Annotated in this window: 24 protein-coding genes and 1 pseudogene; 5 read left to right on the top strand and 20 right to left on the bottom strand. The window is 66.7% G+C overall.

The genetic code is table 11. The features are described 5' to 3' along the window. Nucleotides 1–183: pseudogene (locus tag ACLQ62_RS02880) on the top strand (hypothetical protein); the annotation flags it as partial. Between the two features lie 104 nt (nucleotides 184–287). On the opposite strand, the gene ACLQ62_RS02875 reads toward ACLQ62_RS02880, so the two are convergent. From ACLQ62_RS02875 to ACLQ62_RS02785, 19 genes are all read right to left on the bottom strand, one after another. Beyond that, a complete protein-coding gene (locus tag ACLQ62_RS02875; RefSeq protein WP_411720155.1) occupies nucleotides 288–656 on the bottom strand; it encodes a hypothetical protein in 369 nt (122 codons plus the stop codon). A 271-nt stretch (nucleotides 657–927) separates the two neighbouring features. Then, nucleotides 928–1341: a transcription antitermination factor NusB gene (nusB, locus tag ACLQ62_RS02870; RefSeq protein WP_411720154.1), complete on the bottom strand. Its 414-nt coding sequence runs from the start codon at nucleotides 1339–1341 to the stop codon at nucleotides 928–930. Beyond that, the gene (efp, locus tag ACLQ62_RS02865; protein WP_411720153.1) at nucleotides 1341–1904 is read right to left on the bottom strand and encodes an elongation factor P; all 564 of its coding nucleotides are present in this window, start codon (nucleotides 1902–1904) and stop codon (nucleotides 1341–1343) included. The genes nusB and efp overlap by 1 nt, the downstream gene beginning before the upstream one ends. Nucleotides 1905–2020: 116 nt before the next feature. Next, nucleotides 2021–2458 carry a type II 3-dehydroquinate dehydratase gene (locus ACLQ62_RS02860; RefSeq protein ID WP_411720152.1) on the bottom strand — a complete coding sequence of 146 codons (438 nt, stop codon included), beginning with the start codon at nucleotides 2456–2458 and terminating at the stop codon, nucleotides 2021–2023. Between the two features lie 2 nt (nucleotides 2459–2460). Next, on the bottom strand, nucleotides 2461–3537 hold the full coding sequence (aroB, locus tag ACLQ62_RS02855; protein ID WP_411720151.1) for a 3-dehydroquinate synthase: 1077 nt from the start codon (nucleotides 3535–3537) through the stop codon (nucleotides 2461–2463). After that, complete coding sequence (locus ACLQ62_RS02850; RefSeq protein WP_411720150.1) at nucleotides 3534–4046, bottom strand: shikimate kinase; 513 nt, start codon at nucleotides 4044–4046, stop codon at nucleotides 3534–3536. Before ACLQ62_RS02850 ends, aroB begins: the two co-directional genes overlap by 4 nt. Beyond that, nucleotides 4043–5254: a chorismate synthase gene (aroC, locus tag ACLQ62_RS02845; RefSeq protein WP_411720149.1), complete on the bottom strand. Its 1212-nt coding sequence runs from the start codon at nucleotides 5252–5254 to the stop codon at nucleotides 4043–4045. Before aroC ends, ACLQ62_RS02850 begins: the two co-directional genes overlap by 4 nt. Nucleotides 5255–5308: 54 nt before the next feature. Next, nucleotides 5309–6172 (bottom strand): shikimate dehydrogenase, encoded by an 864-nt coding sequence (locus ACLQ62_RS02840; protein ID WP_411720148.1) that lies wholly within the window; start codon nucleotides 6170–6172, stop codon nucleotides 5309–5311. After that, nucleotides 6172–7533 (bottom strand): endolytic transglycosylase MltG, encoded by a 1362-nt coding sequence (mltG, locus tag ACLQ62_RS02835; protein ID WP_411720147.1) that lies wholly within the window; start codon nucleotides 7531–7533, stop codon nucleotides 6172–6174. The genes ACLQ62_RS02840 and mltG overlap by 1 nt, the downstream gene beginning before the upstream one ends. A gap of 3 nt (nucleotides 7534–7536) precedes the next feature. After that, nucleotides 7537–8007, bottom strand: coding sequence for a Holliday junction resolvase RuvX (gene ruvX / locus ACLQ62_RS02830; RefSeq protein ID WP_411720146.1), 471 nt, complete (start codon nucleotides 8005–8007; stop codon nucleotides 7537–7539). A gap of 12 nt (nucleotides 8008–8019) precedes the next feature. Then, entirely contained in the window at nucleotides 8020–10677 is a 2658-nt protein-coding gene (alaS, locus tag ACLQ62_RS02825) for an alanine--tRNA ligase (protein WP_411720145.1), read from the bottom strand. Between the two features lie 43 nt (nucleotides 10678–10720). Further along, a complete protein-coding gene (locus tag ACLQ62_RS02820; protein ID WP_090712773.1) occupies nucleotides 10721–10954 on the bottom strand; it encodes a hypothetical protein in 234 nt (77 codons plus the stop codon). Between the two features lie 144 nt (nucleotides 10955–11098). Further along, nucleotides 11099–11728: a 30S ribosomal protein S4 gene (gene rpsD / locus ACLQ62_RS02815; RefSeq protein ID WP_297359944.1), complete on the bottom strand. Its 630-nt coding sequence runs from the start codon at nucleotides 11726–11728 to the stop codon at nucleotides 11099–11101. 189 nt (nucleotides 11729–11917) lie between these two features. After that, nucleotides 11918–13342, bottom strand: coding sequence for a replication-associated recombination protein A (locus tag ACLQ62_RS02810; RefSeq protein WP_411720144.1), 1425 nt, complete (start codon nucleotides 13340–13342; stop codon nucleotides 11918–11920). 60 nt (nucleotides 13343–13402) lie between these two features. Beyond that, nucleotides 13403–14425, bottom strand: coding sequence for an iron-siderophore ABC transporter substrate-binding protein (locus ACLQ62_RS02805; protein ID WP_411720143.1), 1023 nt, complete (start codon nucleotides 14423–14425; stop codon nucleotides 13403–13405). Between the two features lie 45 nt (nucleotides 14426–14470). After that, nucleotides 14471–15313 carry an ABC transporter ATP-binding protein gene (locus ACLQ62_RS02800; protein ID WP_411720142.1) on the bottom strand — a complete coding sequence of 281 codons (843 nt, stop codon included), beginning with the start codon at nucleotides 15311–15313 and terminating at the stop codon, nucleotides 14471–14473. Continuing rightward, complete coding sequence (locus ACLQ62_RS02795; RefSeq protein WP_411720141.1) at nucleotides 15310–16365, bottom strand: FecCD family ABC transporter permease; 1056 nt, start codon at nucleotides 16363–16365, stop codon at nucleotides 15310–15312. The genes ACLQ62_RS02800 and ACLQ62_RS02795 overlap by 4 nt, the downstream gene beginning before the upstream one ends. Before the next feature lies 1 nt (nucleotide 16366). Next, nucleotides 16367–17407, bottom strand: coding sequence for a FecCD family ABC transporter permease (locus tag ACLQ62_RS02790; RefSeq protein ID WP_411720140.1), 1041 nt, complete (start codon nucleotides 17405–17407; stop codon nucleotides 16367–16369). Continuing rightward, nucleotides 17407–18357, bottom strand: coding sequence for a siderophore-interacting protein (locus ACLQ62_RS02785; RefSeq protein WP_411720139.1), 951 nt, complete (start codon nucleotides 18355–18357; stop codon nucleotides 17407–17409). Before ACLQ62_RS02785 ends, ACLQ62_RS02790 begins: the two co-directional genes overlap by 1 nt. A 148-nt stretch (nucleotides 18358–18505) precedes the next feature. Here ACLQ62_RS02785 and ACLQ62_RS02780 point away from each other — a divergent pair, with 148 nt between their 5' ends. From ACLQ62_RS02780 to ACLQ62_RS02765, 4 genes are all read left to right on the top strand, one after another. Next, complete coding sequence (locus ACLQ62_RS02780) at nucleotides 18506–19297, top strand: peptidylprolyl isomerase (protein ID WP_411720138.1); 792 nt, start codon at nucleotides 18506–18508, stop codon at nucleotides 19295–19297. Nucleotides 19298–19384: 87 nt separating this feature from the next. Next, nucleotides 19385–20614 (top strand): DUF349 domain-containing protein, encoded by a 1230-nt coding sequence (locus ACLQ62_RS02775; protein ID WP_411720137.1) that lies wholly within the window; start codon nucleotides 19385–19387, stop codon nucleotides 20612–20614. Between the two features lie 77 nt (nucleotides 20615–20691). Continuing rightward, complete coding sequence (locus ACLQ62_RS02770) at nucleotides 20692–21324, top strand: phosphatase PAP2 family protein (RefSeq protein WP_411720136.1); 633 nt, start codon at nucleotides 20692–20694, stop codon at nucleotides 21322–21324. Between the two features lie 97 nt (nucleotides 21325–21421). Further along, a complete protein-coding gene (locus tag ACLQ62_RS02765; RefSeq protein ID WP_411720135.1) occupies nucleotides 21422–21979 on the top strand; it encodes a type IV toxin-antitoxin system AbiEi family antitoxin in 558 nt (185 codons plus the stop codon). Between the two features lie 129 nt (nucleotides 21980–22108). On the opposite strand, the gene ACLQ62_RS02760 is transcribed toward ACLQ62_RS02765, so the two are convergent. Further along, a partial coding sequence (locus tag ACLQ62_RS02760) for a RelA/SpoT family protein (protein ID WP_411720134.1) occupies nucleotides 22109–24341 on the bottom strand: 2233 nt, incomplete at its 5' end.

The raw sequence follows: 24341 nt of genomic DNA, 5'->3' as shown, positions 1-24341 counted from the left end.
ATGGACGGCACGGCCGTTGCATCCGATCGTCGCGTGCACCTCGTCGGTTACGGCCCGTCGTCCTCGACGATCGGTGCGAACCGGGCAGGCCGGGCAGCGGTCGCCGGCATCGTGAAGAGGCTCGACGCGGTCATCCCCGGCGAGGCGCTGGCTGGCGCAGGTGTTTCAGCCACGGGCGGGTGAAGGAACTCCCGCGCAAGAGGCGGGCGCACCCGCGCGAACGGCCGCCGGCCGCGCGGCCGACGGCCGAGAGGCGTGAGGCGCTGATCAGCTGACTCACGCCGTGGCTAGGGGCAGCCCTCCATCAGCTGGATGCCGTGCTCAGTCTGCCTGTTGACCAGTACGGAACCGTTGGAGTCGCAGATGGCATTCACCAGCAGCGCGTAGCCCTTGCCGTTCTGGTAGTTGCCGTTTTCGCCGGGCGCACCGACTCCCTGCACTGTTCCCGGGGGGATCATTACCCAGGCCTCAGGGGCTCCGGGGAAGACGCTGGGCAGCCAGGCCCAGTTGCCTTTGATGACGGGGCCGTCGGTGCACACCGAGCCGCACGCGGCCGGCGGCCGGGAAACGTTCGTACAGTCCAGGGCTGAGGCAGCCGTGGGGATGAGCACGAAGCTGGCGGCAAGTCCGACCGCCATGAGGGATTTTTTGAACACATTTTCTCCTTTGAAAGGTATCGAAAGCGCTGGCCGAGGCGGCAGCGCGGGTCCCCTCATGTTCCGGGACACGATACCCATACGCGGCGATCCGGTCAATGAAACGTTCGACCGCCTGCGCGGGTCATTGCGCCGCGCGCCGAAACACCCGCGCGAGTCCCGACCGGGCGCCCGACGCAACGCCCGACCGCCCCGCACGCGTGCGCGCGGAAACGACGAAACGCCCGCCCGGGCGCACGGATGCGATGGGCGGGCGTTCGAAGAAAAGCGTCTAGCCGTTCGCCTGGGCGATTTTGCCGAGCAGACCGTTCACGAATCCGGCGGAGTCGTCTGTGGAGAGCGTCTTGGCGGATTCGACCGCTTCGTCGATCGCGACAGCCGCGGGGATCTCGTCGTTGAAGAGAACCTCCCACACGCCGATGCGGAGGATGGCGCGGTCGACGGCGGGCATCCGGGCGAGCGTCCAACCCTGGGCGTACGTCTCGATCTGTTCGTCGATCTCTTCGGCGTTGTCGATGATGCCGTCGACGATGTCGCGGGCGTAGAGCCAGGATGCTTCACGCTGCGGTTCGCTCGCTGCGCGCTGCGCCTCGACCGTCAGGGCGTCGCGCAACGGCAAGTCACGAAGATCGGCACCGTAGAGGATGTCGAGGGCCCGCTTGCGGGCTTTGCTACGGGTACTCACTAGTCGTTGACGCGGCCCATGTAGTCGCCGGTGCGCGTGTCGACCTTGACCTTGGTGCCCTGCTCGAGGAACAGGGGAACCTGGATCTCGTAGCCGGTCTCAACCGTCGCGGGCTTGGTTCCCCCGGTCGAGCGGTCGCCCTGCAGGCCAGGCTCCGTGTAGGTGATCTCGAGCGTGACGGATGCCGGCAGCTCGACGTACAGCGGGTTGCCGTTGTTGAGGGCGATGGTGACAGCCTGGTTCTCGAGCATGAAGTTCGCGGCGTCGCCGACGATCGTGCCAGGAACGGTGAGCTGGTCGTAGTCGGCGACGTCCATGAAGACGAAGGAGTCACCATCCTGGTAGAGGTAGGTGAAGTCGCGACGGTCGACGTTCTCGATGTCGATCTTCGTGCCGGCGTTGTAGGTGCGGTCGACGGTTTTACCCGAGACGACGTTCTTCAGCTTGGTGCGGACGAAGGCGCCGCCCTTGCCCGGCTTGACGTGCTGGAATTCGATGACGTTCCAGAGCTGGCCGTCGATGTTAAGGACGATTCCGTTTCGGATGTCGGCGGTTGATGCCATGAAGAGGGGGTTCCATTTCAGTGGGAAGAGGTCCGGCCCGACGGGGCCGTCTCGGAAAGTTTACCTGCCGCGCGACGCCTCACCAAAGACACCGCACACTGGGAAGCCCAGCGACCTCAGCCAGCGCGGGTGACGGCCGTCAGGGCGAGCCGGTAGGAGTCGAATCCGAAGCCGGCGATGACACCGGTCGCAACACCGGAGATGACGCTCGTGTGTCGGAACGTTTCGCGGGCGTGTGGGTTGGTGATGTGGACCTCGACCAGCGGCAGGCCGGCCTTCGAAACGAGCGCAGCGGCATCCCGGAGCGCGTAACTGTAGTGGGTGAACGCCGCCGGGTTGAGGATCACCGGGCAACCGGAGTCGACGGCCTCGTAGAGCCAGCTGATGAGTTCTGCTTCATCGTTGGTCTGCCGCAAATCGACGGTGACGCCGTCGGCGGCGTCGCCCTCGAGGAGCACGCGGAGGTCCTTGAGGTTGCCGCTGCCGTAGACGTCGGGCTCTCGCGAGCCGAGCCGTCCGAGGTTGGGGCCGTTGAGAACGAGGACTGTGGTCATGGCTATGAACCGATCTCCTGGTAGGCCGCGAAGAGCAATGCAGTTTCGGGGCCGGCGAGCACCGTCGGCTTGGCGAGGTCGTCGAGCACGATGAAGCGAAGCATACCGGCGCGGGCCTTCTTGTCGCGCTGCATGGTGGCGAGGAGGGTGTTCCAGCGTCCGACGGGGTATTCCGTTGGCAGGTTGAGCGAATCGAGGATGCTCCGGTGCCGGTCCGCGACCGCGTCCGGCAGGCGCCCGGCGAGACGGGACAGCTCGGCCGCGAACATCATGCCGACCGCAACGGCCGCTCCGTGACGCCACTGGTACCGTTCGGCGTGTTCGATGGCGTGGCCGAGGGTGTGGCCGTAGTTGAGGATCTCGCGGACCCCGCCCTCCTTGAAGTCCTCGCTGACCACGCGTGCCTTGAGTGCGATGGACAGTTCGACGACGCGGCGGAACGCCTCGCTGTTCGGGTCGGTGACGACGTCGACGTCGGCCTCGATGAGGTCGAGGATCTCCGGTTCGGCGATGAACCCGCACTTTGCGATCTCGGCGAAACCGGCGAGGATTTCATTGCGAGGCAGGGTGTCGAGCAGGTCGAGGTCGACGATCACTCCGGCGGGGGCGTAGAACGAGCCGACGAGGTTTTTGCCCTCGTTGGTGTTGATGCCGGTCTTGCCGCCGATGGCTGCATCGACCATTCCCGCCACCGAGGTCGGCACCTGCACGAGACGGACACCGCGCAACCACGTGGCTGCGACGAAACCCGCGACGTCGGTTGTGGCTCCCCCGCCGAAGCCGATGACCGCGTCGGTGCGGGTGAAGTCGGCCTGCCCCATGATCTGCCAGCAGAATGCGGCGACCTCGACCCGTTTGCCGGTTTCGGCATCCGGGATTTCGGCGAGCAGCACCTGGTACCGGTCGGCGAGGCTCTCACGGAGCTGTTCTGCTTTCGCGCCGAGGGTCGGCGGGTGAACGAGGAGGATCTTCGCGACGCCGTCGCCCAGCATCCCGGGGAGCCGATCGAGAATGCCGCGGCCCACCTCGATGCTGTACGCGTCGGTTCCGGTGACCTCGATCGTGGTGATCTCACTCATGCTTGTCCTCTCGCCCAGTCGGCAATTTTGTCGGCGATGCGCTCGATCGGCTCGCTCGAGGTGTCGAAACTGATGGTCGCCAATTGTTCGTAGATCGGGCGGCGTTCGTCGTAGATGCGTTGCCAGTCGGCGGCGCCGTTCTTCAGCAGCGGACGCTTGCCGGTTTTGATGCGAGCGGCGACGGCCTCGCCGCTGACGGTGAGCAGGACGACGGTGCGGTCGGCCAGGTCACGCTGGGTCTCCGCGTGGAGCACCGCTCCTCCCCCGAGCGAGACCACGGCAGGTTCGGCCAGTGCGGCGGCGACCGCGTCGCGTTCCAGTTCGCGGAACACCGGCTCGCCGTGGTTGGCGAAAATCTCGTTGATCGGGCCGTGATCGGCGACGATGCGCTTGTCGGTGTCGATGAACGGCACGGCGAGCGCACGCGCCACCCGCCGGCCGATCTTCGTCTTTCCAGCCCCCATCGGTCCGATCAGGATGAGGGGCAGCGGGAGCGCTGGCGTGCTCACAGGAGTTCTGGCGTCGATTCCGTCGCCGTCTTCAGCCCAGCCGGGATGGCCGCGAGGTACGACTTGAGGTTGCGTTTGGTCTCTTCGACGGCGTCTCCCCCGAATTTCTCCAGGACGCTGTTGGCGAGGACGAGGGCGACCATGGCCTCAGCCACGACACCCGCTGCCGGTACGGCGCAGACGTCTGAACGCTGATGGTGGGCGCCTGCCGCTTCGCCGGTTGCGACGTCGACGGTACGCAAGGAGTGCGGGATGGTCGCGATGGGTTTCATGCCCGCCCGGACCCGCAGGACGGTTCCGGTGCTCATTCCGCCTTCGGTCCCCCCGGCTTTGTCGCTGGAGCGGACGATCTCGTCGTCGATCGAGAACAGTTCGTCGTGCGCGTCGGAACCGCGGCGGGTCGTCGTGAGGAATCCGTCTCCCACCTCGACGCCCTTGATGGCCTGGATTCCCATGAGCGCCTGTGCGAGCTGGCCGTCGAGACGGCGGTCCCAGTGCACGTGGGATCCGAGTCCAGGCGGCAGTCCGTAGGCGAGAACCTCGACCACACCGCCGAGCGTGTCGCCGTCCTTCTTCGCGGCATCCACCTCGGCGACCATGAGCTCGGAGGTAGCCGGGTCGAAGCAGCGCAGCGGATCAGCGTCGAGCCGGTCGACGTCGGCGGGCGACGGGAGTGCGCTGTTCTCGGGTACCCGCACAGGGCCGATGGACAGCGTGTGGCTCACAAGCGTGATGCCGAGTTCTGCGAGGAAGCCGCGGGCGACGGCGCCCAGTGCAACGCGCGCCGCGGTCTCCCGCGCGCTGGCGCGTTCGAGGATGGGGCGCGCTTCATCGAAGTTGTACTTCTGCATGCCGACGAGGTCGGCGTGCCCCGGCCGCGGACGGGTCAGCGGTGCGCTGCGGCCGCGGGACTTCTCGGTCTCCTCGACCGGTTCCGGGTTCATCACCTCGACCCATTTGGGCCACTCGGTGTTTCCGATGCGCACGGCGACCGGGCTGCCCAGGCTGAAGCCGTGACGGACACCGCCCGAAATGTTCAGCTCGTCCTGCTCGAACTTCATCCGCGATCCGCGCCCGTAGCCGAGCTTTCGGCGGGCGAGGTCGGCGCGAATGGCGTCGAGGGAGACGGGGACGCCGGCGGGAAGACCCTCGACGATTGCAATGAGTTCCGGGCCGTGAGACTCTCCGGCAGTGAGCCAACGAAGCATAGCTCTATCCTTCCACAGCGCCCGGCCCCCCTCGGACGGCCCCGGCAGGAGGGGTCAGGCGATGGGAAGTCCCCGAGCGTCCAGACCGACGGATGCCAACATGGCGGCGAGCACGTCCTCCTCGCCTTCCAGTGGCTGGAAAGGGTCGTTGAAGGCGAAGATGCGGACCTGCACAAGGGCCTGCTGCACCAGCATCGACAGTCCGTTTGCGACCGGGCCGCCGGCATCCGCCCACCGCGTCGCGAGTTCGCTCGGCCAGGGGTCGTAGGCGACGTCGAGAAGAGCAGCGCCGGAGCGCACGGACGCCGGATAGTTCACCGCCGGCAGGGATCCGCCGGGCAGGGTGCTGAGAACGAGCTGCGGCTCGAGGAGGCCTGCGGCGTCCTCGAAGCGGGCCAGGTCGACGGCGAGGCCGGCTCGTCGACCGAGGGCCACGAGCGATTCGGACTTGCCTGGCGAGCGGGCGAGGATCGACACGGAGAGCGCGCCGAGCTCAGCCGCGGCGACCACGGCGCTTGCCGCGGTCGCTCCCCCGCCGAGGATGTGGACGTGAGGAGCTTCGGTGACGCCGATCGCGGCCAGCGCCCGTGTGATGCCGGCCACGTCGGTGTTGTAACCGAACAGGGCCCGATCACTGCCAGATCCGACGAATCGGAGGGTGTTGACGGCGCCGGTGAGCTCTGCCATGGCGTCATGTGTGCTGGCGAGTTCGAACGCAGCCTGCTTCAGCGGCATGGTCAGCGAGAGTCCGCGCCAGCCGTCGTCGAGACCGTTCACGATGCCGGGCAGGTCTGCAGCGACCACGTCGCGGGAGTCGTACTCCCACTCCAGGCCGAGCAGCCGATACGCCGTGCGGTGCAGGACCGGCGACATCGAGTGTGCGATCGGAGAGCCGAAGACGGCAAGGCGGTCGGCCATCAGCAGCCCTTGTCAGGGTTGGCCTTGCACCAGTCCCTCAACTGTTTGACAGCCGCGTCATGTTCGGCGACCGTGTTGGTGAACACCGTCTCACCGGTGTCGAGGTTCACGGTGACGAAGAACAGCCAGCTGCCCTCGGCCGGCGCCATCGCGGCCGCGATGGCGGTGTCCCCGGGGCTGGCGATCGGGCCGATGGGCAGCCCGGTGCGGGTGTAGGTGTTCCACGGGTTGTCGGACTCCAGTGCCTCTTTCGTCGACCAGACGGTTCCGGGTTCCGCGTTGTCCCCGTATTGGGCCGTGGAATCCATCTCGAGCTTCATGTCTACCGCGAGGCGGTTGTGGATCACGCGGCTGACCTTGTAGAAGTCCTCGTCCTTACGTGCTTCACGCTGGATGATCGAGGCGATGGTGAGGATACGTTCCCGGTCCTCGACCGGGACGCCGGCCTTGTCAAGCGAGGTGACCGTGCGGTCGACGAGCACTTTGATCACATCCTGGGCGCTCAGGTCGGGGTCAAACGTGTACAGAGCGGGGAACAGCCAGCCTTCGATGGACGGCGCCGTGGCGGGGATTCCGTAGATGGTCGGGTCGGCGACGGCAGCCTGCAGCTCCTCGAGGGGGATCTCGGTTCCGGCCGAAAGCTCGGCGAGGATCTCCGCTCCGGTGATGCCCTCACGCAGGAGAACGGTGCGCTCGACCTTGTTCGCCGGGTCGAGCAGGGCGTCGAGTGCTGCCTGCGCGCTCATCTTCTTCGCGAGTTTGTACACGCCGGGGTGGAAAACCGGCTCAGAACTGCGCGACAGGAGCAGCTCGTAGAAAGCGTCGGAGGTTTTGGTGACGCCCCGGTTCTTCAGCGTGCGGGCGATGTCGATTCCGGTGTCGCCGGCCGAAATGAAGACCGTCGCTTCGCCGCTGCCTGAACCTTCGTAGTCGATCGGTTCCTGCCAGTTCATCACGGTGCGGATTTGAGGCTCGAAGGTATTCCAGACATAGAGCCCGCCGCCGCCGATGCCGCCGACCAGGACGAGTACGACGAGAGCCGCGATCCAGCCCCTCTTCTTGTGTTTCTCCCGGGGCGGGTAGTCGGATCCGGATGCGGCAACCGCGCGCCGGGCGGACCGGTTTCGCGCTGGCGTTCCAGCTGGCTCTTCCGCGGTGCTCCGCTCAGGCTCGGCGCTCGGCTCGGGCGCTGCCTCGGCACGAGCGCGCTCAGCCTGTTCACGGGCTTCACGCCGGGACGTCGGCCCAGCGGGAGGGGCAGCTGCAGGGGCAGGCTCTCGCCCGGCAGGGGCGCTCGTTTGCTTACCGTCTGATCCGAAAATGGCGTCGAACGCATCGTCGCGCGGCGTCTGTTCAGTCACGTACTAGGGTCCTTCGTTCGTGCCGACAACCGAGCCGGGGGGCACAGCGCTGCCCCGCTCAGTGTCCAGGGCATGTTGCAAGATTATGACGGCGGCCACCTGGTCGACAATGCCGCGGGACCCTTTTTGCCGTTTGCCGGAGGTTCGCAGCGCCGAGTGGGCGGAGACCGTTGACAGTCGTTCGTCGACGAGACGGACCGGAATCCCGGATGCCGTCGCCAGCGCCGTCGCGAACGTGACGGCGTCGTCGGTGGAGGCCGTGTGTCCGCCGGATAGAGCCAGTGGCAGGCCGACCACGATCTCGATCGGGTCCAACTCGTCGGTGATCTGCAGGATGCGACGGATGTCAGAGTCGCCGGTGACCGCCCGAGGAACCGTTTCGATCGGGGTCGCCAGCATGGCATGGGCGTCGGATCTGGCGACACCGATGCGCGCCTTGCCGACATCGATGCCGACCCGGACGCCGCTGCGCATGCCCGTCACGATCTAGCGGGCGACCGCGTCGACGATGGCTGTCAGCGCTGCCGGGATCGCAGCAGCATCCGACCCTCCACCCTGGGCGAGGTCATCCTTGCCACCGCCACCGCCGCCGAGGATACCGGCGGCGGTACGGGCCAGCTGGCCTGCTTTCGCACCGAGCCGGCGGGCGGCATCGTTGGTCGCAACGATGACGATCGGACGGGCGTTGACGGTGGCGGCCAGCGCGACGACCGAGGCGTCGGAGCCGAGCCGTTCACGGACACCGGTCACCAGCGCGCGCAGGTCGTCCTGGGACGCCAGCGCGCCGAGCGTTTCGGCGACGATGCGGTAGTCGCCGCCGTCGCGCGCGGACGAGACGAGCGCCGGGATCCGTTCCGAAAGCGCTCGGGCCTCGTACGACTGGATCTTCTTCTCAGCCTGCTTGAGGCTTGCGACGAGCTCGGCGATCCGGTCCGGGAGCTGTTCCCGCGGAGTCTTCAGCGACGAGGTGAGCTGCGACACGATGGCCCGCTCGGCGGCGAGGTCACGGAATGCCTCGAGCCCGACGAGCGATTCGACGCGCCGGTTGGTGGAGCCGACGCTCGATTCGCTGACGAGGTTGATCATGCCGATCTCAGCACTCGCCGTGACGTGAGTTCCCGCGCAGAGTTCGCGCGACCACGGCCCGCCGATGTCGACGACGCGGACGACGTCGCCGTATTTCTCGCCGAACAGCGCCATCGCGCCGAGGGACTTCGCCTCGTCGAGGGGAAGCTCCCGGGTGACGACTTCGAGGTTGTCGCGGATGGCGTTGTTGGAGACCTCTTCGATCTCCGAACGGGTTTCGGGCGACAGCCCGGAATTCCAGGTGAAGTCGAGGCGCAGGTAGCCGGCCTTGTTGTACGAGCCGGACTGGTGCGCGTTCGGGCCGAGGATCTGGCGCAGAGCGGCGTGGATGATGTGGGTGCCGGAATGGGCTTGCTTCGCACCGCGGCGGTAGTCCGCGTCGACGACGCTGCGGGCAAGACTGCCGACTCCGACCTCTCCGCGTGCGACCTGGACCTTGTGGCTGATCAGTCCCTTGACCGGCTTCTGGACGTCGAGGACCTCCAGCTCGAAACCGGGGCCGACGATGAGCCCCTGGTCCGCTTCCTGTCCGCCGGACTCCGCGTACAGCGACGTCTCGGCGAGGATCACTTCGGCGATGTCGCCGGCGGCCGCCGTCGTCACCGAATGCCCGTCGACGATGAGGCCGAGAATGCGCGACTCCGTCTCGAGTTCGGTGTAGCCGGTGAACACCGTCTCACCGTGTGCCCGGAACGCGCTGTAGACGGACATGTCGGCGAGAGCCGTCTTCTTGGCTTTCGCGTCGGCCTTCGCCATCGAACGCTGCTTGGCCATGAGAGCGTCGAATGCCGTGCGGTCGACGGACAGCCCCGCTTCTTCGGCGATCTCAAGGGTCAGGTCGATCGGGAAGCCGTAGGTGTCGTGCAGCAGGAAGGCTGTGTCGCCCGGCAGCTTGGCGCTTCCGGTGTCCTTGGTCTTCGCGACGGCGAGATCGAGAATGGTGGTCCCACCCGCGAGCGTGCGGAGGAAGGTTTCCTCTTCGCCGAACGCGGCCTGGGAGATGCGCGAGTAATCGTGTTCAACTTCGGGGTACGAGGCCTTCATCGCGTCGCGTGAGGCTGCGAAGAGTTCGGGGAAGGATGCTCCGTCGACCCCGAGGAGGCGCATGGCGCGCACGGTTCTGCGCATCAGGCGGCGCAGGATGTAACCGCGGCCCTCATTTGACGGGGAGATGCCGTCACTCATCAACATCAGCGAGCTGCGCACGTGGTCGGCGATGACGCGCATCCGCACATCGTCGGTGTGGTCGGCGCCGTAGCGGCGGCCGGAGAGCTCGGAGGCCCGATCGAGGACCGGACGGATCTGGTCGATCTCGTACATGTTCTCGACGCCCTGCTTGAGGAACGCGACTCGTTCGAGTCCCATGCCGGTGTCGATGTTCTTGCGGGGAAGCTCGCTGACGATCCGGAAGTCGGTCTTCGAACGTACGTCGCCGATCAGGTACTGCATGAAGACGAGGTTCCAGATTTCGACGTAGCGGTCGTCATCCGTCGCCGGTCCCCCGTCGATCCCGTAGGCGGGGCCCCGGTCAAAGAAGATCTCGGAGCACGGTCCAGCCGGTCCCGGCTGGCCGGTGTGCCAGTAGTTCGTGTTCTTGTCCAGGCGCTGGATGCGCCCGTCGGGCAGGCCGGCGATCTTCTTCCACAGCGCGATCGCTTCGTCGTCGTCCTTGTAGACGGTGACCCACAGGTCCTTCTCCTCGAACCCGTAACCTCCGGCGCTCTCCGGGGTGGTGAGCAACTCCCACGCGTGGCTGATCGCCCCCTCCTTGAAGTAGTCGCCGAACGAGAAGTTTCCGTTCATCTGGAAGAAGGTGCCGTGGCGCGGTGTCCTGCCGACTTCTTCGATGTCATTGGTGCGGATGCACTTCTGCACGCTCGTCGCCCGCGGATATGGCGCAGGCACGAGGCCGGTGAGGTACGGAACGAACGGGACCATGCCGGCGACGGTGAACAGCAGCGACGGGTCGTCTGAGACCAGTGAGGCTGAGGGGACGACGGTGTGGCCGCGCTCGGCAAAGAAATCAAGCCAGCGCTGGCGAATATCAGCGGTCTTCATGGGTCCGTTCGACAGAGTTCAGGGATGCGCGGAAGCGCGTGGTTCAGTTCTTGTTGAGGTCGCCGAGCGCGTCTTCTGCGTTGCGAGCCAGGTCGTCGATCTTGTCGCGAAGCTCGGCTTCGCGCTCCTTGTACGCGTCAGCGACCGTCTCGCTGAATTCACGAAGCTTGATGTCGAGGTCGGCGAAGAATTCCTTGCCGCGTTGTGTCTTGTTGATTTCGTGGGCGACAACGAAACCGGCGCCGATGCCTGCGATCAACCAGAGCAGGTTCTTCATAGGGGCTCCTTGTACTAACTGTGGGGCGGATGCTTCCAAGCTATTCATCCTATCGGGCAAGTTGCAGGCCAAGCCGAATGCCGACCGGGACGCAAAAACGGGGCCGCGGCTAAGCCGCGACCCCGTTCACTGGCAAGCAAATGCTTAGCGAGCTGCGTAGTACTCCACGACGAACTGGACTTCACAGGTCACGGGAACCTCGGCACGCTTCGGGGCGCGCACGAGACGCGCCTGCAGCTTGTCGAGTTCGACCTCGAGGTACGGCGGAAGCTTCGGAAGAACGTCGACGTGTCCGCCGGCCGCTGCGACCTGGAACGGCTCGGTGCCCTCGCTCCGCGCCTTGACGTGGATGAGCTGGCCCGGCTTCACACGGAAGGACGGACGGTCGACGAGCTGGCCGTCGACGAGGATGTGGCGGTGCACAACCATCTGACGTGCCTGCGCGGTGGTGCGGGCGATGGCTGAACGCACGAGGAGGGCGTCGAGACGGGTCTCGAGGATCTCGACGAGGTTTTCACCGGTCAGTCCCTTGACGCGACGAGCCTCTTCGAACGCGATCTTCAGCTGCTTCTCGCGGATGCCGTACTGGGCGCGCAGGCGCTGCTTCTCGCGAAGACGCACAGCGTAGTCGGAGTCGGTCTTGCGCTTGGTGCGGCCATGCTCGCCCGGAGCGTATGGGCGCTTCTCGAGGTACTTGGCTGCCTTCGGGGTGAGGGCGATGCCCAGTGCCCGGGACAGGCGGGTCTTGCTGCGTGTACGTGACTTGGTAGACACGGTTTCCTTTCGATGGAATCTCTGACGATGTGGTGCCGGCGCGCAGAAGCGCGACCGGAAAGTAAGAGGGGTGAGCCGGAACAGTTCGGCTAAAGAACATGTCCGTCAACCCGATTCAGTGCAGCCATACATTCAAACCGGGCCTAGGCCAGCAGCAATCCTAACACGCGTGCGCCCGACCCGGGAGCGTCAGCCGCGCCCGCCGCGTACGATCCTCAGCAGCTTCGCCAGCCGGGACGAAACATCCCGTTCATTGCCGTGCTGGGTGGGCTGGTAATAGCGCACGCCGCGAAGCTCGTCCGGGAGGTATTGCTGCTCCACGACGCCGACATCGGCGTCGTGCGGGTACTTGTAACCCTTGCCGTGGCCGAGCCGTTTCGCCCCCGCGTAATGGGCGTCGCGCATCGGCTTCGGCACCCGGCCGAAGTTGCCGGCGCGCACGTCGGCGATCGCGCGGTCGATGGCGACGTATGAGGCGTTCGACTTCGCGGCCGTCGCAAGGTAGACCACCGCTTCGGCGAGCGGGATCCGCCCTTCGGGCATGCCGATGAACTGCACCGAGTCCGCCGCGGCGACAGCGATCACGAGCGCATTCGGGTCGGCCATCCCGATGTCCTCGGCGGCGGACACGATGATCCGTCGTGAAATGAAGCGGGGATCCTCCCCCGCCTCGATCATCCGCGCCAGGTAATGCAGAGCAGCGTCGACGTCGGAGCCGCGGATGGATTTGATGAAGGCGCTGATGACGTCGTAGTGCTCGTCGCCGTTCCGGTCGTACCGGAGCAGGGCGCGATCCACCGCCGAGGACACCACTTCTGCGGTGATCACCGGGCGATGGCTGGACGGTGCCGCCTGCTCTACTTCAGCCGAGTCGTCGTCCTCGTCGTCCTCATCATCGGCTTGCGTCTTCGCCGCATCCTCCGGCGCGTTCGCCAGGGAGTCCGCGCTGACGGATGCCGCCTCGAGGGCGGTGAGCGCACGGCGTGCGTCGCCGGAGGCAAGGCGGATGATCGTGTCGCGGGCGTCGTCGGTGACCTGGAACCGGCCGCCGAGGCCGCGTGGGTCGTCGATCGCCCGGTCGAGGACCACCCGCAGGTCGTCGTCGCTGAGCTGCTCGAGCGTCAGCAGAAGGGAACGCGAGAGCAGGGGCGAGATCACCGAGAACGACGGGTTCTCGGTCGTCGCGGCCACCAGGATGACCCACCCGTTCTCGACACCGGGCAGGAGGGCATCCTGCTGCGCCTTCGTGAACCGGTGGATCTCGTCGAGGAAGAGCACGGTGGAGAGGCCGTAGAGGTCGCGGCTGGTCATCGCTTCGTCCATGACCTGCCGGACATCGCGCACCCCCGCCGACACGGCAGACAGCTCGACGAAACGGCGACCCGAGCTGTGGGCGATGGACTGCGCGATGGTGGTCTTGCCGGTGCCGGGCGGGCCCCAGAGGATTACAGACACCGAGCCTTTGTCACCCGATTTGCTCGTAGCGAGGCTGACGAGAGGCGACCCCGGCTTCAGCAGGTGCTTCTGGCCGGCGACCTCGTCGAGGCTTGTGGGGCGCATCCGAACGGCGAGCGGGACACTGCCCGACTGCAGCGCCGCTGAGGTGTTTGCCATGATGCAAGGCTAGCCGCACCCGCCGACAGTTCGTGTCGGCGGGTGCGGCGCACGTGTTCGCTACTTGGAGGGTGCCGCCGCCTCGGCGAGGATCGCGACGTACTCTTCGATTCCCCAGGGAAGCGAGAGAGCGCTCGGCGGGGAGACCGCCGCGACGAGCTCGACACCGACGACGGATGCGACGGCGCCGGTGGCGACGGCGGGGATGGCCTTCGCGTAGCTCGAGTTCAGGAATGTGTCGGCGGCTTCCTGTGTGTCCGAATAGCTCACGAGAATGTCGCTGTCGAGCTTGTCGAGCTCTTCATAGCTGAGTTCGTAGTAGAAGCTCGAGTCGCCGTTGGCGAGTTCCTCGACGGCGGGTGCGTCGACGAGGCCGAGGTCGAAGAGGAAGTCGACGCGCGAGTCGGCGGCCTTGTAGACGTAGAACTTTCCGCCCGAGTCGGCGACGGCGGCTACCGTTTTGCCCTTCAGCTCGGGGTGCGCGTCGGCCTGCTCTGCGGTGACCTTTTCAATCTCCTCCAGCACGGACGCGGCCTCAGCGCTCTTGCCGAGTGCCTCGCCGACAGTCGTAACGACTTCGGTCCACGGCGTTGCCCAGGGGGCGTCAGGGTAGGCGACAGTCGGGGCGATCGCGCTGAGGAGGTCGTACTGCTCCTCGGTGATGCCCGAGTACACGGCAAGGATGAGGTCGGGTGCCTGCTCCGCGATCTCCTCGTACGCCGGTTCCTCCACCGTGGACGGGATGATCGCGGGTGTTCCGGCATCGAGGTCGGCGAGCGCTTCTTCGACCCACGGGAGCACGCCTTCGGCGTTACCGCCGTAGCTCTGTGCTTCGATGCCGACCGGCACGACGCCGACCGCGATGGCGGCATCCGTCGAACCCCAGCCCAGGGTGACGACGCGTTCGGGCGCCTCAGGGATCTCTGTCGCGCCGAAGGCATGGTCGATCGAGATCGGGAACGCGCCGGCGTCGGCGGGGTCGGCTGAGCCTGCGGTCTCGTCGGCGGCCGGGGCGCAGCCGCTGAGGGCTAGCGCGGTAGCGGCGATCGCCGCGAGAAGGGCGAGTCGGGGTCTGTTGGACACAGAGGGCTCCAGGTCTGTCGAGTTGATTGTTTAGGTAAGGCTAGCCTAATCGGAAGGCAGGGTGGGGCGGTGGAACCGGCCGATCGGGATCACCATCGGCGAACCACAGACCGGGTCGGGAATGATCCGGGACTCCAGTCCGAAGGCTCGCCGGACGAGGTCGGCCGTGAGAATGTCCTCCGGCGTGCCGTTCGCGACCACCTCGCCCGCGGACATCACGACAAGATGATCGGCGTAGCGTGCGGCGAGGTTGAGGTCATGGAGCACCATGACGATGGTTGACCGTCTGCTGCGGTTGAGTTCGGTGAGCAGGTCGAGAAGTTCGATCTGGTGGGTGACGTCGAGGAACGTCGTCGGTTCGTCGAGGAGCAGGATGTCCGGGTCCTGGGCGAGGGCCATGGCGATCCAAACCCGTTGTCGCTGCCCGCCGGAGAGATCTTCGACCCGTCGACCGGCCAGATCGGAGGTCGACGTCGCCTGCATGGCTTCAGCGACGGCCGAGTCGTCGGCGCTCGACCACTGGCGGAACAATCCCTGGTGCGGGTAACGACCGCGGCCAACCAGGTCGGCGACGGTGATGCCCTCGGGGGCGATCGGCGATTGGGGCAGGATGCCGATGATGCGGGCGAACTCCTTCGCCGGGTATGACGACGTCTCCTTCCCGTCCAGGGTGATGATGCCCGCTGACGGGCGCAGGAGACGGGCCACGCCGCGGAGGAGGGTCGACTTTCCGCAGGCGTTGGCGCCGACGATGACCGTGACCTCGCCGTCGGGGACCGTGAGGTCGAGGTCGGCGATGACGGCACGGCCGTCGTACGACAGGCTCAAGCCCTGCGCGGCCAGGTCATGGCCGGACTGCAGGTCGGTCGGTGGCAGTTCCGGGGTCATGCGCCGCGGCCTCCTCGATCGGCTGTGGCCAGGAGCCACAACAGGTAGGGGGCACCGATGATGCCCGTGATGATGCCTGCTGGCACCTGCAGTTCTCCTGGCAGCGCATGCTGGGCGACGAAGTCGGCGCCGAGAACGAGCACGATTCCGACGAGGGCGCTGGGGAGAAGCGCGAGTGATCCCGTCCCGACGATACGTCGGGCGATCGGCGCCGAGACGAAGGCGACGAACGCGATAGGACCGACGAACGCCGTCGCGACAGCGCACATCGCCACGGCGACGACAAGCAAGAACATCCGAGTGAGCTCCACCGGCACTCCGAGTCCGCCGGCCGCGTCGTCACCGAGTTGGAGCATGCGGAGTCGCGAGGCCAGGACGGCGACGGTCGGCAGCAGCACGGCGAGGCTGGAAGCGACGACGACGATCTCGGACCACTCGGCCCCTCCGACCCCGCCGACCATCCAGACCAGGGCCTGCGACACTTCCCGCACGTCGCCGCGAGTCAGCAGGTAGCCGAGCACGGACTGGAGAAGGAATGCGGCACCGACGCCGATGAGAACGAACCGGTAGCCGCTGACCCCGTTGCGCCAGGACAACAGGTAGATGGCCGCGGCGACTCCGAGGGCGCCACCGAATGCGCTGAGCGACACCACAGCTCCGCCGGCGCCGAAGATCAGGATCGCGGTCGCCGCGGAGACGCTCGCGCCCTGTGAGATTCCGATGATGTCGGGGCTCGCCAGGGGGTTCCGGAGCAGCGTCTGGAACAGCGCGCCGGCGACGGCGAAGGCCACGCCGACGAGAATTCCGAGGGCCACCCGCGGCAACCGCAGGCGGAAAACGATGACGTTGTCGGCCCTCGTGCCCTGGCCGAGCAGCGTCGCCACGAGATCCGGAACCGACAGGGTGTACGCCCCGACGGCGACGGCGAAGCCGGCGACGACAATGACGAGACCCGAAAGGATGCCGATGACCCAGCGTTCCCGCGGGGGCAACCGGCGGGATGCCGCTCTCGTCGACCGGCCGACGGTATCCGCTCGCGGAATCGACGCCATCTCAGATTCCCGCGAGGTTCGATCGGCGCACGATGACGATGAGCGCGGGGGCGCCGATCAGGGCCACGATGATGCCCGCTTCGATCTCGCCCGGGTAGCTGATCAGCCGTCCGACGATGTCGGCGGCGAGGAGGAGCACAGGGCCGAGGACCGCTGAGTACGCGAGGATCCAGCGGTAGTCCGGCCCGGTCACCGGGCGGACGAGGTGAGGGATCACCAGGCCGACGAAGACGATCGGTCCGGCCAGTGCCGTGGCGGCTCCGCACAGGAGCACGATGGCGGTTGCCGCGGTCGCCCGGGACACGCCGATGCGCTGGCCGAGGCCGCGAGCGAGGTCGTCGCCGAGCGAGAGCACGTTGAGGGTCGGGCCGACCGTCAGGGCAAGCGCGGTGCCGAGTGCGAGGAACGGAAGAAGCACCGCCACCGTTTCGAGGTCCCGGTTCACGAGGGAACCGACCGACCAGAAGCGGTAGCTGCTCAACGTTTCGATGTCGGTGATCAACAGCAGGGTGATGATCGAGGTGATGCCGGCGGTCAGGGCGGTTCCGGCGAGGGCGAGTTTCACGGGTGTGGCGCCTCCCCCGCCAATGGCTCCGATCGCGTAGACGGCCCCGGCGGCCGCGGCCGCTCCACCGAACGCGAACCAGATGTATCCGCCGGGTTCGGTGATGCCGAGCACCGAGATGGCGAGGACCACGAACAGGGATGCTCCGGCGTTGACACCGAGCAGGCCCGGGTCGGCGAGCGGGTTGCGTGTGATCCCCTGCATGAGCGTGCCGGCGAGAGCGAGCGCCGACCCGACGACCAGTCCGATGACCGTGCGCGGCACCCGGAGTTCCCGGATGACGAGATGGTCGTTGTTGTCGGCCTGCGGGTCGAACAGTGCACCGAGAACACTGTCGAGTGACGTCGTCCGCGTGCCGAGGCTCAGGCTCGCGGCAACGAGAACCCCGAGGACCAGCAGGGCGACGAGGAGCCCGATTCTTCGGCGGAAGGGGACAACACCCTTGACCGGGGAGGCTGCCACGAGGGCTGTGGCCATTACTGTGCTTCGGCTTTCCCTGTCCGCCAATAGCCCATGAAGGCGATCCGCTTCCGATCAATCCCGGTTTCGCTGACGAGGAACCGGCGCAGCGTCTTGATCACGCCCGCCTCTCCTGCCAGCCAGGCGTAGAAATCGCCGGTGTCCTGCGCCGCGGGCGAGTCCCAGAGCAGGTCGCGATCGATGTCGACGTCGTCGACCTGCTGGGCTGCGTCGGCCAGGGCGGCGCGGTAGACCGGCCGGTTACGGGCGACCCACGTGCGCACGGCCGGGTCGAGCACGGCGCCGTTCGGAGCGCCATTCCGCGGAAGCCAGGTGAGTTGTGAACCGGGGGGAACATCCACCGCGAGGATGTCGGCGTCGTCGGGAACCTCGATGAACGCCTGTGCGGTGCGGCCGGAAGGCAGGGATTCCAGGACGCTGCAGATGGCCGGGGCTGCCGTCTCATCACCGACGAGCAGCACGCAGCGAGCGTCGCCGGGGCGCCAGTCGATACCCACGGTGGAGTCGATGCTGTGGGCGTCCGGTCCGATGATCACGACTTCCTGGCCGGGCTGCGCGGTCGTCAGCCAGCGTGAGGCCGGCCCCCCGTCGCCGTGCGCGACCATATCGACGTCGACCTCGCGCTGCTGCGGTCGCACGGCACGGACCGTGTACGTGCGGAACGGGTTGCGTGCGGCATCCGGGAGCGAGCGCCACCGCGCGTACCAGCTGCCGTCGGCGATGGTCTCCTGATCTCCGGCGCCGAAGTCGCTCATCCCCGTCTCCCCGGGGAAGACGATTTTCAACCGCTGGTCCAGCCGGTCGACACCGAACACGTCGAGGTCGTCTCCGGTGAACGTGACCCGAATGAAGTGCGGTGTCAGCGGTTGCACCCGGGCGACAGTCACCTGGAAGGGGCGATACGACGGGCGCGAGTCCTTGACCGGCACGGGGCTCAGGGTAAGCATGGCCTAAGTATGGCATGCCTAACCTAAGCCCGGCATCAGCTCCCACCATTTGGTCGGGACCATCGGGTGACCGTAAAGTTTCACTGGGCGGGGAGGCCTTCAGCGTCTCCCCCGCGCAACTGCGCACCGGCACCCATGGAGGATCCACGTGGCACCCAACAAGATCGACGACCGTTCGGCTCGTGAGAACCGGGAACGTCTGAAGGGGTACAAAGCCCGCCAGGCGATGCACCGGTTCCGCGTCCGCCGCCGCGTGCGCGACAACTGGATCGCCGGCATCGCCATCGTCGCCGTCGCGGCCGGCGCCACGTTCGCGCAGATCGCCTACTTCTCCACCGGGCCAGGCAAGCCGGTCGCCACTGCCGAGCCGGAACCCACCGAATCGACGCCACCGACCGGTGAGAACGTCGGCGATGTTCCTGACCAGGCGCTGGCCGAGGGCCGCACCTGGACGGGCACACTCACGATCAACGACGTGCCGCTCGGTATCGAACTCGACGGCGCGGCCGCGCCGCAGGGTGTCGCCTCGTTCATCTCCCTCACCGAGAGCGATTTTTACACCGGTGTCCCGTGCCACCGCCTCACCAACGGCGGTTTCTTCGTCCTTCAATGCGGCGACCCTGACGGCGACGGCAGCGGCGGGCCCGGCTACAGCTATGGGCCGGTCGAGAATGCGCCCGCGGACGACGTCTACCCCGCCGGTACTCTCGCGATGGCCAGGCAGAGCGGCAACGCCTACAGCAACGGCAGCCAGTTCTTCATCGTCTACGAAGAGACGACCATTCCCTCGGATGCCGCCGGCGGATACACCGTGCTCGGCACGGTCACCAGTGGACTCGACGAGCTGAAGGCGACAGTGACCGACCAGGGCATCGAAGGCGGCGTCACAGACGGCCCGCCAGCGATCCCCGTCGCGATCACCGGAGTCAGCGTCGAATAGCTATCCCGGGCGCAAGCGCCGACGTAATAGGCTTGAGCAGAGTTTCCGGTCGCACGCGAGTGCGACACCCACAGCAAGGTGAGGCACGTGTCCAATTCAGAGCAGCAACCATGGGGTCGCGTCGACGAGTCCGGCGCCGTCTTCGTCCGCGAGGGTGACGACTGGCGCGAAGTCGGCCAGTACCCGGATGGCACCGCCGAAGAGGCCCTGGCCTACTTCGAGCGTAAGTTCGTCGACCTTGCAGGGCAGGTGACGCTCCTCGAGCAGCGCGTGAAGCGGGGAGCACCTGCTGCGGACGTGGCAACGGCGGTCGCCCGCCTTGCGAAGAACCTCGACGGCGCGAACGCCGTTGGCGACCTCGAGAGCCTCAAGGCCCGTGTCGCCGCGCTCGACAGCACGGTGGGTGAGCTGACCGAGCAGCAGGGCGAGGAGGCGAAGGCCGCCGTCGCCGAAGCGCTGGCCGCTCGTACCGCAATCGTCCAGGAAGCGGAGAAGCTGGCCGCGCAGGACCCGGCGAAAGCCCAGTGGAAGAACACCACCGAGCAGATCAACGCCTTGTTCGCACAGTGGCAGACGCACCAGCAGGAAGGTCCGAAGCTCCCCAAGGGCGAAGCAAACGACCTGTGGAAGCGATTCCGTGCCGCCAAGTCGACGATCGAGCAGAACCGACGTGCGTTCTTCGCCGAACTCGACACCGTGCACCGGGACGCGAAGTCCCGCAAGCAGGCGCTCATCGAGAAAGCCGAAGCGCTGATCGAAAAGGGCGTCGAGGGCATCCCCGGTTACCGGGCGCTGCTGGACGAGTGGAAACAGTCCGGCCGCGCAGGCAAGCGTCACGACGACGCGCTCTGGGCACGGTTCAAGGCTGCGGGTGACGCCATCTATGCGGCGAAGTCTGAAGTTGACGCCCGCGACAGCGCTGAGTTCCAGGGCAACCTCGATCTGAAGCTGGCTCTCCTGGACGAGGCCGAACCGCTGCTCGCCGAGAAGGACCGCGACAAGGTGCGTTCGACGCTCGCCGACATCCAGCGCCGCTGGGACGACATCGGCAAGGTTCCCCGTGAGCAGGTCAAAACCGTCGAGGACCGCCTGCGTAAGGTCGAACAGCACCTCCGCACGCTCGATGACGATCACTGGAAGCGCAACAACCCCGAGACGAAAGCGCGGACCGAGGGTCTCGCCGGGCAGCTGAACGCGGCCATTGCGAAGCTTGAAAGCGAACTCGAAGAGGCGAAGGCCTCAGGTGACCAGGCGAAAATCACCGAGGCTACCGATGCTCTCGAGGCGCGCAAGCTCTGGCTCAACGCGTTGTCCTGATCATGTCAGCCACACAGGGATCGGGCCGCGCGCGACGCGCGGCTCCGCCTGTCGACGCTACCGACCGTTCGCTCCGGATGGCATTGATCACCGCGATCGCCGCCCTGGCCGCCTTCGGGGTCGTGTGTGTTCTCAGCTACGGCAAGGCGTACCTGGCCGAGCCGCTCGACCTGTGGTGGAACGACCTGATGCTCGAACAGCGGACAGACCTCGGTCTCGTCGTGGCATGGATCCCCGCGGTCGTCGGAGGACCGATCTGGATGCTCGCCATCGGGCTTGCCATCGTCGGCACCTTTCTTTACCTGCGCTGGAAACTCGCCGCGCTGATGGTGGCGGCCGCGATGGTGGCATCGGTGATCCTGGCCTCTCCTCTCGCCGCACTGGTCGCCAAAACACGGCCGGAGGGTTCCCTCGCAGAGTCCGTTCCCACCTCGTTCCCTTCGGGCCATACGGCAATGGCGGCAACGCTTGCCGTGATCTTCGGGCTCATGTTCCGGCACTGGAGCGCCTGGGTGCTCGGTGTGTTCTGGGTGGTCCTCATGGCGTGGGGACGCACCTACCTTCAGGCGCACTGGCTGACGGATGTGGTCGCGGGCGCCCTCCTCGGCGTCATCGCCGGGACGCTCGTCTGGTATTCGATCCAGACGATCCGGCGACGCCGGGCGAGGATCGCCGCTGACGATACGGTGCCGGAGGGTCTACCCTCCTGAGGCAGCGGGCTTCTCCACACCCTGGGCACGCCGTCCCGCTCTGCACAGCACAGCCGGACGACGTGTTTCCGCACCGAACTCAGGCATGCTGTCCGGCATGGACCGCATACCGCCCGTCCTCACCCCCGGAACCCTGCCCGGCGCGGAACTCGCAGCGGCGAAACTCGACGGTGAACTCTTCGCGGTCGATGAGGGCTGGATCTGTGCCGACGAGCCCGAGCGGATCGAACTGCGGGCAACGGCGGTGGCCTCGTTGCTGCCAGCGTCGGTCGGCACCGGCCGCCTCATCATGATGGGGATGACGGCGGCCTGGCTCCACGGAGGAACGGACGCCCCGCCCTGCAACCACGAGGTCTGCGCGCGCTTCGAGAACCGGGCGACCCTCCGGCTGCCCCGGCGTTTCCAGCTCCGGGAACTGGTGCTGAGCGACGCGGATGAATGCCTGGTGGGTTCCCTGCGAGTGACGACCCCGGCTCGGACGGTGTTCGATCTGGCACGACGGGCGTCGGCGGGCACCGCCGAACGGTCCGCCATGGCCGCCCTGGTGCGGGCGTACGCGATCCGTCCGGACGACGTGGCCGACGGCATCCGCCTGCCGGGCGGACGGCTGGCCGCGGAGCGGATCGCGGCGGTCCGGGCTCAGCAGGGTCGGTGAGGCCGCGCGGCTGCCTCGTGGCTCTGCTGGTGCTCGCCGTTTGCGGTCCGTTCGATCTGCGCAAATGGTTCCGAGGGCCCGTGCACCGGTGCTCTTGCGCGTAGTGAACGCACGGGGGCGGCGGGGTGGTCAGCCGCCGTTGACCCGGTAGACGTCGTAGACCGCGTCGATCCTGCGGACCGCATTGAGCACACGGTCGAGGTGCGTGGTGTCGCCCATCTCGAAGACGAAGCGGCTGATCGCCAGCCGGTTCGTGCCGGTCGAGACCGTCGCCGAGAGGATGTTGACGTGGTGCTCGCTGAGCACGCGGGTGACGTCGCTGAGCAGTCCGGCACGGTCGAGCGCCTCGACCTGGATGTTGACGAGGAACACGCTCTTGGACGTCGGTGCCCACTCCACGTCGATCATCCGCTCCGGTTCCTTGAGCAGTTCCTGCACATTGTGGCAGTCGCTGCGGTGGACGGAGACGCCTGACCCGCGGGTGACGAACCCGACGATGTCGTCCCCCGGAACCGGGGTGCAGCACTTCGACATCTTGACGAGGATGTCTGGAGCACCGCGCACGAGAACACCGGAGTCGCTGTGCGGCAGTCGGCGGGTGCGTCCGCGGACCGGGAAGTCGAGGGCCTCCGCCTCGGCTTCGCTGTCGCCCTGCAGGAGCGCGGCGACCTTCTCGAGCACCGATTGCGTCGAGACATGGCCTTCACCGACAGCTGCGTACAGCGCCGAGACGTCCTCGTACTTCATCTGCGCCGCGACCTCAGCGAACGAGTCCTGGCTCATCAATTTCTGCAGCGGGAGGTTCTGCTTGCGCATCGCGCGTGCGATGGCATCCTTGCCCTGCTCGATCGCTTCGTCGCGGCGTTCCTTGGTGAACCACTGCCGGATCTTGTTGCGGGCTCGAGTGCTCTTGACGAAGGTCAACCAGTCCTGGCTGGGGCCGGAGTCGGGGTTCTTCGAGGTGAACACCTCGACGACGTCCCCGCTGTTGAGCTCGGTCTCCAGCGGAACGAGCCGCCCGTTGACCTTGGCGCCCATGGTGCGGTGTCCCACTTCGGTGTGCACGCCATAGGCGAAGTCGACGGGTGTCGCACCGGCTGGGAGGCCGATGACCCGGCCCTTCGGGGTGAAGACGTAGACCTCCTTCGCCCCGATTTCGAAACGGAGCGAGTCGAGGAACTCCCCCGGGTCTGCCGTTTCCGCCTGCCAGTCGGAAATATGGGCGAGCCACACCATGTCGTTCTCGTTGGCTTTCGCCCCGGCGCTCGACTTGCCGTTGACGTTCTCCTTGTACTTCCAGTGCGCAGCGACACCGTACTCCGCGTGCTGGTGCATCTCGTGGGTGCGGATCTGAATTTCGACGCTCTTGCCGCCTGGGCCGATGACCGTGGTGTGCAGCGACTGGTAGAGGTTGAACTTCGGCGTCGCGATGTAGTCCTTGATCCGGCCAGGAATCGGCGTCCACCGTGCGTGGATGGCGCCGAGCACGGCGTAACAGTCGCGAAGCGAGGTGACGAGCACCCGGATGCCGACCAGGTCGTAGATCTCGTCGAACTCGCGACCGCGCACGATCATCTTCTGGTAGATCGAGTAGTACTGCTTCGGTCGCCCGACGACGCTGCCCTTGATCTTCGACGCCTTGAGGTCGTCGTTGACCGCGTCGATGACCTGCTGAACGAACTCCTCGCGCTGAGGTGTGCGCTGGCGAACAAGGCTCTCGATCTCGACGTAGAGCTTGGGGTAGAGCACCGAGAACGAGAGGTCTTCGAGCTCCCACTTCATGGTCTGAATACCGAGGCGATGCGCGAGCGGAGCGTAGATCTCGAGCGTCTCCTGCGCCTTGCGTGTGGCCGACTCGGCCGGAACGAAGCCCCAGGTGCGCGCGTTGTGCAGGCGGTCGGCCAGCTTGATCACGAGAACCCGGATGTCTTTCGACATCGCGACGACCATCTTGCGCACGGTCTCGGCCTGGGCGCTGTCGCCGTACTTAAGCTTGTCGAGCTTGGTGACACCGTCGACGAGCATGGCGACCTCGTCGCCGAAGTCCTTGCGCACCATGTCGAGGGTGTACTCGGTGTCTTCGACCGTGTCATGCAGCAGCGCGGCGGCAAGCGTCTTCGGGCCAATACCGAGGTCGGCGAGAATCTGAGCGACCGCGACCGGATGGGTGATGTACGGCTCGCCGCTCTTGCGCTTCTGCCCGGAGTGCGCCTTCTCAGCCGCCGTGTAGGCACGCTCGATGATCGAGACATCGGCCTTCGGATGGTGCACCCGCACGGTCTTGATCAGACGGTCAACGGCGCCAGCCGGCTGGGCTCGCGAGAAGATGCGCGGCAGCAATGTGCGGAGGGAGGCGTTGCTC

Source organism: Mycetocola sp. (genome assembly GCF_046716805.1).
Lineage (GTDB): Bacteria > Actinomycetota > Actinomycetes > Actinomycetales > Microbacteriaceae > Mycetocola_A.
This window is presented reverse-complemented; position numbering and strand designations above follow the sequence as displayed.